The organism is Thalassotalea montiporae, from assembly GCF_053485855.1.
The window spans coordinates 49,852-62,574 of sequence record NZ_JBQRUO010000001.1 but is presented as its reverse complement, the minus strand read 5'-3'; the positions used below and the strand labels follow the sequence as shown (position 1 = coordinate 62,574).

The 12,723-nt window shown below is 42.7% G+C and carries 20 protein-coding genes; 2 read left to right on the top strand and 18 right to left on the bottom strand.

Annotated elements, in window-relative coordinates; translation table 11 throughout:
* Positions 1 to 79 precede the first annotated feature (79 nt).
* Together ACSLUR_RS00350 and ACSLUR_RS00345 are read left to right on the top strand one after the other, a co-directional pair.
* Positions 80 to 979: a cytochrome-c peroxidase gene (locus tag ACSLUR_RS00350; protein WP_448550766.1), complete on the top strand. Its 900-nt coding sequence runs from the start codon at positions 80 to 82 to the stop codon at positions 977 to 979.
* A 6-nt stretch (positions 980 to 985) separates the two neighbouring features.
* A complete protein-coding gene (locus tag ACSLUR_RS00345; protein ID WP_448550764.1) occupies positions 986 to 3,418 on the top strand; it encodes a response regulator in 2,433 nt (810 codons plus the stop codon).
* Positions 3,419 to 3,705: 287 nt separating this feature from the next.
* On the opposite strand, the gene rplQ is transcribed toward ACSLUR_RS00345, so the two are convergent.
* The 18 genes from rplQ to ACSLUR_RS00255 all read right to left on the bottom strand — a co-directional run bounded on the left by rplQ (position 3,706) and on the right by ACSLUR_RS00255 (position 12,720).
* Positions 3,706 to 4,110: a 50S ribosomal protein L17 gene (gene rplQ, locus ACSLUR_RS00340; protein WP_115998829.1), complete on the bottom strand. Its 405-nt coding sequence runs from the start codon at positions 4,108 to 4,110 to the stop codon at positions 3,706 to 3,708.
* A 38-nt stretch (positions 4,111 to 4,148) separates the two neighbouring features.
* Positions 4,149 to 5,138: a DNA-directed RNA polymerase subunit alpha gene (locus ACSLUR_RS00335; RefSeq protein ID WP_115998828.1), complete on the bottom strand. Its 990-nt coding sequence runs from the start codon at positions 5,136 to 5,138 to the stop codon at positions 4,149 to 4,151.
* A gap of 24 nt (positions 5,139 to 5,162) precedes the next feature.
* Positions 5,163 to 5,783: a 30S ribosomal protein S4 gene (gene rpsD / locus ACSLUR_RS00330; protein WP_115998827.1), complete on the bottom strand. Its 621-nt coding sequence runs from the start codon at positions 5,781 to 5,783 to the stop codon at positions 5,163 to 5,165.
* A 22-nt stretch (positions 5,784 to 5,805) separates the two neighbouring features.
* A complete protein-coding gene (gene rpsK / locus ACSLUR_RS00325; RefSeq protein WP_076420861.1) occupies positions 5,806 to 6,195 on the bottom strand; it encodes a 30S ribosomal protein S11 in 390 nt (129 codons plus the stop codon).
* Positions 6,196 to 6,209: 14 nt separating this feature from the next.
* Complete coding sequence (gene rpsM, locus ACSLUR_RS00320; RefSeq protein ID WP_115998826.1) at positions 6,210 to 6,566, bottom strand: 30S ribosomal protein S13; 357 nt, start codon at positions 6,564 to 6,566, stop codon at positions 6,210 to 6,212.
* A gap of 150 nt (positions 6,567 to 6,716) precedes the next feature.
* Positions 6,717 to 6,833, bottom strand: coding sequence for a 50S ribosomal protein L36 (gene rpmJ / locus ACSLUR_RS00315; RefSeq protein ID WP_074496180.1), 117 nt, complete (start codon positions 6,831 to 6,833; stop codon positions 6,717 to 6,719).
* Positions 6,834 to 6,852: 19 nt separating this feature from the next.
* A complete protein-coding gene (gene secY, locus ACSLUR_RS00310; protein ID WP_115998825.1) occupies positions 6,853 to 8,175 on the bottom strand; it encodes a preprotein translocase subunit SecY in 1,323 nt (440 codons plus the stop codon).
* Between the two features lie 8 nt (positions 8,176 to 8,183).
* Positions 8,184 to 8,618, bottom strand: a complete 435-nt coding sequence (gene rplO, locus ACSLUR_RS00305; protein ID WP_115998824.1) for a 50S ribosomal protein L15 — start codon at positions 8,616 to 8,618, stop codon at positions 8,184 to 8,186.
* 2 nt (positions 8,619 to 8,620) lie between these two features.
* The gene (gene rpmD, locus ACSLUR_RS00300; RefSeq protein WP_115998823.1) at positions 8,621 to 8,800 is read right to left on the bottom strand and encodes a 50S ribosomal protein L30; all 180 of its coding nucleotides are present in this window, start codon (positions 8,798 to 8,800) and stop codon (positions 8,621 to 8,623) included.
* Positions 8,801 to 8,806: 6 nt separating this feature from the next.
* A complete protein-coding gene (gene rpsE / locus ACSLUR_RS00295; RefSeq protein WP_115998822.1) occupies positions 8,807 to 9,313 on the bottom strand; it encodes a 30S ribosomal protein S5 in 507 nt (168 codons plus the stop codon).
* 9 nt (positions 9,314 to 9,322) lie between these two features.
* Positions 9,323 to 9,676 (bottom strand): 50S ribosomal protein L18, encoded by a 354-nt coding sequence (gene rplR, locus ACSLUR_RS00290; RefSeq protein ID WP_115998821.1) that lies wholly within the window; start codon positions 9,674 to 9,676, stop codon positions 9,323 to 9,325.
* 9 nt (positions 9,677 to 9,685) lie between these two features.
* Complete coding sequence (rplF, locus tag ACSLUR_RS00285) at positions 9,686 to 10,219, bottom strand: 50S ribosomal protein L6 (RefSeq protein WP_116006532.1); 534 nt, start codon at positions 10,217 to 10,219, stop codon at positions 9,686 to 9,688.
* A gap of 11 nt (positions 10,220 to 10,230) precedes the next feature.
* Positions 10,231 to 10,623, bottom strand: a complete 393-nt coding sequence (rpsH, locus tag ACSLUR_RS00280) for a 30S ribosomal protein S8 (RefSeq protein WP_448552935.1) — start codon at positions 10,621 to 10,623, stop codon at positions 10,231 to 10,233.
* Positions 10,624 to 10,636: 13 nt separating this feature from the next.
* Entirely contained in the window at positions 10,637 to 10,942 is a 306-nt protein-coding gene (rpsN, locus tag ACSLUR_RS00275; RefSeq protein WP_115998819.1) for a 30S ribosomal protein S14, read from the bottom strand.
* Between the two features lie 11 nt (positions 10,943 to 10,953).
* Positions 10,954 to 11,493, bottom strand: coding sequence for a 50S ribosomal protein L5 (gene rplE / locus ACSLUR_RS00270; RefSeq protein WP_115998818.1), 540 nt, complete (start codon positions 11,491 to 11,493; stop codon positions 10,954 to 10,956).
* A gap of 14 nt (positions 11,494 to 11,507) precedes the next feature.
* Complete coding sequence (rplX, locus tag ACSLUR_RS00265; RefSeq protein WP_115998817.1) at positions 11,508 to 11,822, bottom strand: 50S ribosomal protein L24; 315 nt, start codon at positions 11,820 to 11,822, stop codon at positions 11,508 to 11,510.
* Between the two features lie 12 nt (positions 11,823 to 11,834).
* Positions 11,835 to 12,203, bottom strand: a complete 369-nt coding sequence (gene rplN / locus ACSLUR_RS00260; protein WP_115998816.1) for a 50S ribosomal protein L14 — start codon at positions 12,201 to 12,203, stop codon at positions 11,835 to 11,837.
* A gap of 256 nt (positions 12,204 to 12,459) precedes the next feature.
* Positions 12,460 to 12,720, bottom strand: coding sequence for a hypothetical protein (locus ACSLUR_RS00255; RefSeq protein WP_448550753.1), 261 nt, complete (start codon positions 12,718 to 12,720; stop codon positions 12,460 to 12,462).
* Between the last annotated feature and the right edge of the window lie 3 nt (positions 12,721 to 12,723).

Genomic DNA, 12,723 nt, shown 5'->3' with positions numbered 1-12,723 from the left:
CGTTGGAATTGCTTTAGCTATCTCCATTCCTTTTAGTTATTTTGTTTTTTTAACAATAAGCTACGATAAAAGAGAAACTTTGCTCAACAAAACGCAGTACGACTTTGTCAATGTTGATCATGCAATTCAGCCTTTACCGACTAGCTATGTTATCGATCAGCAATGGGCCGCGTTAGGCAAAGCCTTATTTAACAGTCCACTACTCTCCAAAGACAATACAATTTCTTGCGCTTCCTGCCATATGCTGGATTTTGGTGGTGATGACGGTTTTAGTGTTTCTACTGGCGTCGGCAGTCAATCCGGTTCCCGTAACTCCCCCACTGTTCTTAATGCAGTTTTTAACTTTAAACAATTTTGGGATGGCAGAGCCAATACCCTAGCGCAACAAATTGATGGCCCTATTCACAATCCCGTTGAAATGGCGACATCTTGGCCTGAGGTGATCAGTAAACTAAGCCAAGATAGCTACTTCTCAACCGCCTTTAAAACCCTAGGCGTGAGTCATATTGAGAGTGAACATATTGTTCAAGCGCTGACTATTTTCGAGCAATCTTTGATAACCCCTAATGCCCCTATTGATCAGTACTTACTGGGTGATGAAAACGCACTGACTCCCCAGCAGCTTCGTGGTCTAGAAAAATTTACACAATTTGGCTGTAGTGCCTGCCACCAGGGTCGTAATATTGGTGGCAATCTATTTCAAAAACTAGGGCAAGTGGGTGATATCCCTGCTGAGCTAGCGGCAGACAAAGGTAAGTTTCACCTTACTAGCGATCCACTCGATTTGTATGTATTTAAAGTACCTAGCCTAAGAAATGTCGCCTTAACCGCCCCTTACTTTCACAATGGTGCGGTTAAAACCTTACCAGACGCAATACAGATAATGGCCAAAACACAGCTAGGCAGAGAGTTATCAAGCGAAGATATTAACGACTTGGTTGCCTTATTAGAAAGTTTTACCGCGCCAATGAGTCACTAGCTAGTCATGAATATTTTTAAGTACCTACCTGAAATAGTTTGCTTGGCGATATTTTGTATCGGCTCAGTTATTGGCGTAAATCTGCATCATACGAAATCTCAAGAGCGTGAATCCTTAAACTACCTTTCCAAGCTTGCGCAGCTTGTTCCTAAACACACTAATGAGGTGGTGAATACAAACTTTGCTGCTCAAAGGCACTACGACATATATGCGCAACTTCAGTTCGAAATTGATCAACTGTTAATTAAGTTGCCCGCTGATAATGATGTTAGGTTTTTAGTTAAAAGGTACAACGAACTTTCAAGTAGCTATATGCAACTCGTCACTATGCTAAAAACCTCGAGACAACTAGTTGCCAGTACCAAGTTAACTGAGCTTTCAACTCCCCAATTAAACAAGCTGAGCTTATTAACCAAACGGCTTTTCCTATTTATTATTGCCCCGAATCAAGCATTGCAATCTGAATTATTAGAACTCCTACAAACGATTGACAAAGATGTTGCCATTAAAACAGCATCTGACAATAGCTGGGCATTGTTTATGCAGCATGTTGTCTTTATTCTCGAAAACACTATTAAGTCTGATGAGCTAAAGCTCGCCATGGAAGCGCTTGATGTAAATAGCGCACTTCAAGCAGCACTAGATAAGCAAACAGTTGCGATTAAGCAAGCTGAACAAAATGCCTTTATTAGCCTTTTAGCCATGCTTATTGCCGCCCTAACACTGGTAATTACGGTGTTATTACGCTTGCAAAAAGAACTCACCCTTAAAAATGAAAAATACAAAGAAAGCGCTGAGGTTAAAAGTAAATTCTTAGCCAATATGTCGCACGAAATTAGAACGCCAATGACGGGAATTATTGGCTTAGCGGAGTTGTGTTTAAGCACACCACTGGACAGAGAGCAAAAAGACTACCTAGACAAGTTATTATTTTCAGCTAATTCATTGCTAACTGTGATTAACGACATTCTCGACTTTTCTAAGATCGAATCAGGCAAGCTGAATATTGAACATGTGACGTTTGATTTTATTGATGTATTTGACAATTTAAGTGTATTAGTTGGCCGGCCAGCGGAAGAAAAAGGTATTGAATTAATTTTTGATATCGATGAACAGATACCAGCAAAAATCATCAGTGATCCCGTTAGGATCAGCCAAATCCTACTAAACCTCACTTCCAATGCAATTAAATTTACCGACCAAGGCCATGTATTAATTTCGGTAAAACTTAGCGCTGATAACACCATAGCCTTCGAAGTAGAAGATACGGGAATTGGCTTATCGGATAAACAGCTAGCAAGTCTATTTGAGCGATTCACTCAAGCAGACAACTCGACGACTCGAAAATATGGCGGAACAGGATTAGGTTTAGCCATCAGTAAAAAGTTAGCTAAATTAATGAATGGTGATATCCATGTTATTAGCGAGCTAGGTAAGGGGTCGACCTTTACCTTAACGTTACCCGTAGAGCTAGTTAATACCAAAAATGCCGATCCCCTAGTTAGGGTAGACTCCCCAAAACGCACACCTAATAGTAACCAAGATTCCGTTCAAACGGATTCTCCTAATAAAAGCGCGCCCCCCCTTAAGGGAAGTAAACTGCTACTAGTTGAAGACAACAAAGTGACGCAACAAGTTATTGCTCAGATGTGTAAACGATTAGGGGCTAGTGTCACAATTGCCGCCACGGTAAACGATGCGATAACCAAGATACGAGAATCTTACTTCAACATTGTGCTATTGGATTGGCACTTGCCGAAGCAAAACGGCTTGAACCTAATCAACCACCTGAATAACCAGGCCGATGCTGTTGGTTGTGTCATCATTTGTAGTGCATTTAGCCCCGAGTATATTAGAGCTCAGACACAAGATAGCGGCAGTTTTAAGTATTTAGCAAAGCCTGTGACCATAGCTAGCCTAGAGCGTGCACTTACTGAGAAATGCGATGAGCATATAGCTGCGAAGCAAATAACGCCTAACCTTCCTCCGTCTATGACAATGCCGAAGAAGGAGGCAGATGATGATGCAAAGATAACTCGTAAAGCGCAGCCGGAAAACCAGCGCAAAAACACCGTTCTTTTGGTTGAAGATAATCGGATCAACCAACTGGTTGCGAAAAACTTGCTAACTGAATTTGGCGTTAATGTTGATTTAGCTGAAAATGGTGAGGATGCAATCAACGCTGTTGCCGCGACAAAGTATCCACTAGTACTGATGGACATACAAATGCCCGTAATGGATGGTATGGATGCCACTAGAGCGCTCAGAAAGAACTATGATAAGCAAACCCTACCCATTGTCGCCTTAACCGCTAACGTGACTGAGCAGGAAGTTTCACAATATTTGGCATTAGGCATGAATGCCCATCTAAGCAAGCCTTATGAAAAGGACAAAATTAAAGCCTTGCTACATGATTACCACTTAATTACGGAAGAGTAATAAACCTCGCAACCTATAGAATTAAAAGCCTATCCTCATTGCCAAAACTAGCCTTGCTAATCTCAGGCTCATACAGAGAAGTGTGAACAAGCGATTTGTTCTAGGGCTGACAATGAGGTTTGTCTATTAATTAGTTTTAGCTAGATATAAAGCAGAAATAAAGGGAATAGCTGTAAGAAGCACATTCGCAATGAAAAACTAAGGCATCTCGTTGATTGGGTTCAAATTTCAGCGATAAAAAAACGGAGCCTAAGCTCCGTTTTTTAGTCTTTCACTTAAAGCGTGGTTTATGCTTCAGTGTTAGCTTCTTCTGTTTCAGCTGCTTCTTCAACAACTGGACGATCTACTAACTCAACATAAGCCATAGGCGCTTTATCACCAGTACGGTAACCGCATTTAAGAATGCGAGTGTAACCACCTGGACGCTCTTGGTAACGAGGACCAAGTTCGCTGAATAAAAGACCTACTACTTCTTGGTCACGTGTACGAGCGAATGCTAAACGACGGTTTGCAACGCTGTCAGTTTTTGCCAATGTAATTAGTGGCTCAACTACGCGACGTAATTCTTTAGCTTTAGCAACAGTAGTTTTGATCACACCGTGCTTAACTAAAGAGCTTGCCATATTGCGGAACATCGCTTGGCGATGACTGCTATTACGGTTTAACTGGCGACCGCTTTTACGATGGCGCATAAGTTAATCCTTCTCTACTATTAGGTTACGATATCGATTTAGTCGTTATCAGCAATGCTTTCTGGTGGCCAGTTCTCTAGGCGCATACCTAAAGATAAACCACGAGACGCTAACACGTCTTTGATTTCAGTAAGTGACTTCTTACCTAAGTTAGGTGTTTTAAGAAGTTCTACTTCTGCACGCTGTACTAAATCACCGATATACTGAATTGCTTCTGCTTTTAAACAGTTCGCTGAACGAACAGTTAACTCTAAGTCATCAACAGGACGAAGAAGAATTGGGTCAAATAGAGGTTTCTCTTCTTTTTGCTCCACTTCTGTCACATCACGTAACTCAACAAACGCATCTAGCTGTTCAGCTAAAATAGTTGAAGCGCGACGGATAGCTTCTTCTGGATCCAACGTACCGTTAGTTTCCATGTCGATAATTAGCTTATCTAGATCTGTACGTTGTTCAACACGTGCAGAATCTACGTCATAAGCAATTCTTTCTACAGGACTGAATGAAGCATCAACCAATAAACGGCCAATTGCTCGCTCTTCTTCTTCGGCTTCGCGACGAGTAGAAGCTGGAACGTAACCACGACCTAACTCTACTTTGATACGCATGCTGATAGAGCCGTCACCTGTTAAGTGACAAATAACGTGCTCTGGATTTGCAATTTCTACATCACCATCATGCTGAATATCAGCAGCCGTAACAGGGCCTTCACCAGACTTTGTGATCGTTAGAACAGCTTCGTTTTTGCCTTCTAAGCGAACGGCTAGTCCTTTAAGGTTCAGCAAAATTTCGATGATGTCCTCTTGAACACCTTCTTTACTGCTGTACTCGTGTAATACGCCATCAATTTCTACTTCAGTGACAGCACAACCTGGCATTGAAGATAGTAAAATACGACGTAAAGCGTTACCTAAAGTGTGACCAAAACCACGCTCTAATGGCTCTAGTGTAACTTTAGAGCGAGTAGGGCTGATAGTTTCAACATCTACTAAACGTGGTCTTAAGAATTCGGTTACAGAACCCTGCATTGTGTCCTCTCTTAAAGTTCAGCTTTACTTCGAGTAAAGCTCGACAATCAACTGTTCATTAATTTCAGCAGACAAGTCTGAACGCTCAGGAACACGCTTGAACACGCCTTCCATTTTCTTGTTGTCTACTTCAACCCAGACTGGCTTCTCGCGTTGTTCAGCTAATTCTAAAGCAGCAACGATACGCGCTTGAGTTTTAGCTTTTTCACGGATTGAAACCACATCTTCTGCTTTAACAGTGAAAGATGGAATGTTTACAACAACACCGTTTACTACGATTGCTTTGTGGCTCACTAGCTGACGTGCTTCAGCACGTGTGCTTGCGTAACCCATGCGGTAAACTACGTTGTCTAAACGAGTTTCTAAAAGTTGTAACAAGTTTTCACCTGTGTTGCCTTTTAGACGAGCCGCTTCTTTGTAGTAGTTACGGAATTGCTTCTCTAATACACCGTAGATACGACGTACTTTTTGTTTTTCACGAAGCTGAACACCATAGTCAGATAAACGACCGCGACGCGCGCCGTGCTGACCTGGGATAGTTTCGATTTTACATTTAGTATCGATCGCGCGAACACCAGACTTAAGGAATAAGTCAGTACCTTCACGACGGCTAAGTTTTAGCTTAGGACCTAAATATCTTGCCATTTTCTTTCTCCAACTATCCTAATTAAACGCGACGTTTCTTAGGAGGACGACAACCATTATGAGGAATAGGAGTAACGTCAGTAATGTTGGTGATTTTAAAACCAGCAGCATTTAAGGCACGGATTGCAGATTCACGACCTGGACCTGGACCTTTAACGAATACTTCAATATTCTTCAAACCAAACTCTTGCGCAGCTTTACCAGCGCGATCTGCAGCTACCTGAGCAGCAAATGGAGTAGATTTACGTGAACCACGGAAACCTGAACCACCAGCAGTTGCCCAAGATAATGCATTACCTTGACGGTCTGTAAGAGTTACGATTGTGTTGTTGAAAGAAGCATGGATATGAGCCATGCCATCAGCAACTTGTTTTTTTACGCGCTTACGCGTACGAACTGGAGTTTTAGCCATGTCTAATTACCTCGCTACTTTTTAATAGGCTTACGAGGACCTTTACGGGTACGCGCATTAGTTTTAGTGCGTTGACCACGTAGAGGAAGACTGCGACGATGGCGAATACCACGGAAACAGCCAAGGTCCATCAGACGCTTGATGTTCATAGAAACTTCACGGCGTAAGTCACCTTCAACGGTGTACTTATCCACTTCTGCACGAAGCAAATCAATTTGAGCTTCGTCTAATTCGCTGATCTTAGTAGATTCTGCGATACCAGTTGCCGCCAAAATTGCTTTTGAGCGAGTTAAACCGATACCGTAAATCGCAGTAAGGGCAATTACTGCATGCTTACGATCAGGGATGTTAATGCCAGCGATACGGGCCACTAACACATCTCCTATATTTAAAAATTAATAACCACAGGTTGAAAAGCCCGTTAGGATACTCAACCTGAACCTTTTTGCAAAGCGAAGCGGCATTATACAGAAATATCTCCATAATGCCACTTCTAAAAGATTTAGCTAGCTAAGGGTAAATTAACCTTGGCGTTGCTTGTGCTTAGGGTCGGTCTTGCAAATTACACGAACAACACCTGCACGCTTAACAACTTTACAGTTGCGGCAAATCTTTTTTACGGATGCACGAACTTTCATCTTACTACTCCGTTAAACCTTATCGGCCGTAGCCTTTAAGATTAGCTTTTTTAAGCACGCTGTCATATTGATGAGACATCAAATGAGTTTGTACTTGTGCCATAAAGTCCATGATTACTACAACAATGATAAGTAGCGATGTACCACCAAAGTAGAACTGAACGTCCCACGCAATCATCATAAACTCAGGAACCAAACATATAAAAGTAATGTATAACGCACCCGCTAAGGTTAAACGCGTCATTACTTTATCGATATATTTCGAAGTCTGCTCACCAGGGCGAATACCTGGAATAAACGCACCAGACTTTTTCAGGTTATCTGCTGTTTCACGCGGGTTGAAAACCAACGCCGTGTAGAAGAAGCAGAAAAAGATTATCGCAGCAGCTAGTAGCATTACATACAGAGGCTGACCCGGAGAAATTGCCATTGACAAGTTCTGGAAGAAATCAGCTACCGCACCATCACCTTGACCAAACCAGTTAGCCAATGTTCCAGGGAACAAGATAATGCTTGAAGCGAAAATTGGTGGAATAACACCAGCCATATTCACTTTCAATGGTAAATGCGTACTTTGTGCAGCAAACACCTTACGGCCTTGTTGACGTTTCGCGTAGTTAACAACGATACGACGTTGACCACGTTCAACAAATACAACAAAGAAGGTTACTGCAAACACTATCACTGCAATTAGCAATAATACTAATAAGTGCAATTCACCTTGACGCGCCATCTCTGCTGTTTGACCAACAGCGGATGGCATACCAGCAACAATACCAGCGAAAATTAAAATCGAGATACCATTACCAATACCACGTTCGGTAATTTGTTCACCTAACCACATTAAGAACATGGTGCCGGTAACCAAAGAAACGACCGCAGTGAAGTAGAAGCCCATACCTTCGTTAATCACGAGGCCAGGCATCATAGCCGGTAAACCACGAGCAATCGCGATTGACTGAACTGTTGCTAATACTAAAGTACCGTAGCGAGTGTACTGGCTGATCTTACGACGTCCAGCTTCACCTTCTTTTTTCAGTTCAGCCATTGCTGGGTGAACTACAGTTAATAACTGCATGATAATCGAAGCTGAAATGTACGGCATAATACCGAGTGCCAGTACAGAGGCACGCTCAAGTGCACCACCAGAGAACATGTTAAACATTTCTACGATGGTGCCCTTTTGTTGTTCAAACAACTGAGCTAATACAGCGGCGTCAATACCAGGGATTGGCACAAATGATCCAAGTCTGAACACGATAAGTGCAAGTACCACGAACCATAATCTTTGCTTAAGCTCGGTTAGTCCACCTTGAGCTTTATCCGTACCTGGTTTAGCCATAGTCTGTATTATTCCTCGATTTTACCGCCAGCAGCTTCAATGGCTGCACGTGCGCCTTTAGTAACACCAATACCACGAATTGTTACAGGCTTAGTGATCTCGCCAGAAAGCATGATCTTAACTGTTTCAATGTTACGCGTGATAAGGTTAGCGTCTTTTAACGTGTGAATGTCAACAACATCGCCTTCGATTTTGTTCAACTCGTGTAAACGAACTTCAGCGTGAACTAAAGACTTACGAGAAGTGAAACCGAACTTAGGTAAACGTTGTTTTAAAGGCATTTGACCGCCTTCGAAACCAGGACGTACGCCACCGCCAGAACGAGACTTCTGACCTTTGTGACCGCGACCACCTGTTTTACCTAAACCAGAACCGATACCGCGACCTACACGTTTCTTGGCTGATTTAGCGCCTGGTGCAGGAGATAATGTATTTAAACGCATAATTAGTCCTCCACCTTAATCATGTAATGTACTTGATTAATCATACCGCGTACAGAAGGAGTATCTTCTAACTCTACTGTGTGGTTGATACGACGTAAACCAAGGCCACGTAATGTCGCACGGTGCTTAGGTAAGCGACCGATTGAACTTTTAACTTGAGTTACTTTAACTGTTTTAGCCATGCTTGATTACCCCAAGATGTCAGCAACGTTTTTACCACGCTTAGCAGCTACAGACTCAGGCGACTTCATGTTCGCTAGAGCACCGATAGTTGCGCGTACAACGTTGATTGGGTTAGTAGAACCGTACGCTTTAGATAGTACGTTCTGAACGCCAGCAACTTCTAGTACTGCACGCATCGCACCACCGGCGATGATACCTGTACCTTCAGAAGCAGGTTGCATGTAAACTTTAGAACCTGAGTGACGACCCTTAACTGGGTGCTGAAGAGTAGTACCCTTCAAGTCAACAGTTACTAAGTTACGACGAGCCTTTTCCATTGCTTTTTGGATTGCAGCAGGAACTTCACGTGCCTTACCGTAACCAAAACCAACGCGGCCATTACCGTCACCAACTACAGTTAATGCTGTGAAACTGAAAATACGACCACCTTTAACCACTTTTGATACGCGGTTAACAGCGATTAGCTTTTCAGCCATATCTGTTTGTTGTTGTGTGTTTTCTACATTAGCCATGATCAACTCCTAGAACTGAAGGCCAGCTTCACGAGCTGCTTCTGCTAACGCTTTTACGCGACCGTGGTAACGGAAACCAGAGCGGTCAAATGCTACAGACTCAATGCCTTTAGCTTTTGCGCGTTCTGCGATTGCTTTACCTACAGCAGTTGCTGCAGCGATGTTACCAGTTTTTTCAACTTGTGCTTTCACTTCTTTGTCTAGAGTAGATGCAGAAGCAACTACTTCAGAACCAGTTGGAGCGATAAGTTGTGCGTAAATGTGACGAGGAGTACGGAATACGACTAAACGATTCGCACCCAACTCGCTGATTTTTGCACGTGCACGTTTTGCACGGCGTAAACGAGATGTTTTCTTATCCATCGTATTACCCTACTTCTTCTTAGCTTCTTTACGGCGAACGTGTTCGTCATCGTAACGGATACCTTTACCTTTGTAAGGCTCTGGCTCACGGTATGAACGAATGTTTGCAGCAACTTGACCAACCAACTGCTTGTCTGCACCAGTAAGTACAACTTCAGTTTGGCTAGGAGTTTCACACTTGATTCCTTCAGGAATAGCGTGATCAACTGGGTGAGAGAAACCTAAAGAAAGGTTTAACACTTTACCAGCAGCTTTTGCACGGTAACCAACACCATTAAGAATTAATTTCTTAGTGAAGCCTTTGCTTACGCCTTCCACCATGTTGTTGATGTTAGCGCGCGCTGTACCAGCTTGCATCCACGCAGCTTTGCTTTCTTCAGCAACAGTTGTAGTAAGAGTGTCGCCTTCTTGAGCAACATTTACTAAGCTGTTGATAGTGCGAGAAAGTTCGCCTTGTGGACCTTTAACAGTAATGTCTTGACCTGATAACGTAACAGTAACGCCAGCAGGAATTGACACAGGTGCTTTTGCAACACGAGACATATTCTTGCTCCTTACGCTACGAAACCGATGATCTCGCCACCTAGGCCCGCATTGCGAGCAGCGCGATCAGTCATTAAACCTTTAGAAGTAGAAACAATAGCAATACCTAAGCCTGCTAATACTTGTGGTAATTCGTCACGACCTTTGTATACACGTAGACCTGGACGAGAAACACGTTTGATTGTTTCGATTACTTCTTTACCTTCGAAGTATTTCAGCTCAACAGTTAGCTCAGGCTTAACGTCGCCCGCTACTGCGAAATCTGAAATGTAACCTTCTTCTTTAAGCAAGTTAGCAATAGCTACTTTTAGCTTTGAAGAAGGCATAGTTACTGCAGTTTTAGTTGCAGCTTGACCGTTGCGGATGCGTGTAAACATGTCCGCGATAGGATCAGTCATCATAATTGCTTTCTCCTTATTACCAACTAGCTTTCTTAAGACCAGGTACTTCACCGCGCATCATGTGCTCACGCAACTTGATACGGCTTAAACCGAACTTACGTAGGTAACCGTGTGGACGGCCAGTTACGTTACAACGGTTACGTTGACGTGAAGAACTTGAATCACGTGGTAAAGATTGAAGTTTTAATACTGCATCCCAACGCTCTTCTTCAGAAGAGTTTACGTTTGAGATAATTTCTTTAAGTGCACGGCGCTTTTCTGCGTACTTAGCGACTAATTTAGTGCGCTTAGCTTCGCGTGCTTTCATAGATGATTTAGCCATAACTCTACACCTTATTTCTTGAACGGGAAGTTAAAGGCAGTCAGCAAAGCACGACCTTCCTCGTCAGATGCCGCAGTAGTAGTGATAGTAATATCCATACCACGGATCTTATCGACTTTATCGTAGTCGATTTCAGGGAAAATGATTTGCTCACGCACGCCCATGCTGTAGTTACCACGGCCATCGAACGATTTCGGGTTCAAGCCACGGAAGTCACGGATACGAGGAACTGAAATAGAGATTAAACGCTCTAAGAATTCCCACATGCGCTCACCGCGCAGAGTTACTTTTGCGCCAATAGGGTAGCCTTCACGAATTTTGAAGCCAGCAACTGATTTGCGTGCTTTCGTGATTAAAGGCTTTTGACCTGAGATTGCAGTAAGATCATTTGTGGCGTTTTCTAATACTTTTTTATCAGTAATAGCTTCACCAACACCCATGTTTAGGGTGATCTTTTCAATCCGAGGGACTTGCATGACACTTTTGTATTCGAACTTCTTTTGAAGCTCAGCTACAACTGTATCTTTGTAAAAATCATGCAGTTTCGCCATCGTTTACTCCAATATTAAACTAATTCGTTATTAGACTTGAAGAAACGAACTTTTTTGCCGTCTTCAATTCTAAAACCAACACGATCCGCTTTGCCCGTCGCAGGGTTAACGATCGCTACGTTTGAAACGTGGATTGGTGCTTCTTTTTCAATGATGCCACCAGCTTGCTGTAACTGAGGTACAGGCTTCTGGTGCTTCTTAACTAAGTTAACGCCTTCCACAAATACTTTGCTGTCTTCAACAAGAACTTTGGTAACTTTACCAGTTTTGCCCTTGTCTTTACCTGCAAGTACAATTACTTCATCATCACGACGAATCTTAGATGCCATTATCGTGACTCCTTATAGTACTTCTGGTGCTAGTGACACGATTTTCATGAACTTTTCAGTTCTTAGTTCACGTGTTACTGGCCCGAAAATACGAGTACCAATTGGCTGTAAGTTAGCATTTAACATTACTGCCGAGTTGCCGTCGAAACGAATGGTAGAACCATCTGAACGACGTACGCCCTTTTTAGTGCGCACCACTACCGCGTTTAAAACATCACCTTTTTTAACTTTGCCGCGAGGAATTGCTTCCTTCACTGCAACTTTGATGATATCGCCAATGCGTGCGTAGCGACGGTGCGAGCCACCAAGGACCTTTATACACTGTACACGCTTTGCGCCACTGTTATCAGCAACATCAAGCTGTGATTGCATTTGGATCATTTATATGTGCTCCGCTGTTAATAAATTCAAGGCCAGAAATTTGACCCGTCACTGCCTTTAAAACCCAACCGGAATTCGGCGGGCGCGAGATTATAACACCACCCATTTTAAAATGGTACTTTATTTGAACAATTAAATTAATTGGCGAAATTAAAGACTGAAAATGGATAATTAACTACCGCTAGCTATGCCATTTTACATTGATGAGTTAACAGACAACTGTATCAATTGGTTACCCAAAAGCTATTTTTATTGGCTAGGTTTTAATCATACTTAACAAGAACTTCTTTGCCGCAGAGCCTTCAATCTCTAATTCGTGTTCCGTCACTATTTGCTTTTTTTCGGGGGTTTGCTCCAGAGACAGCGCATTGAGGCGATTTTTAATGGCTAATACTTTGTCTTTCTTGCTGTCACCTGCTGAGAATTCCGCAACATTTTTCAGTATGGATTGCGAGGTATCTACTTGCTCAGGCTTCTTGCTAGTTTCATTGTTTGCAAGCCCTACTACTATTGTCATCTT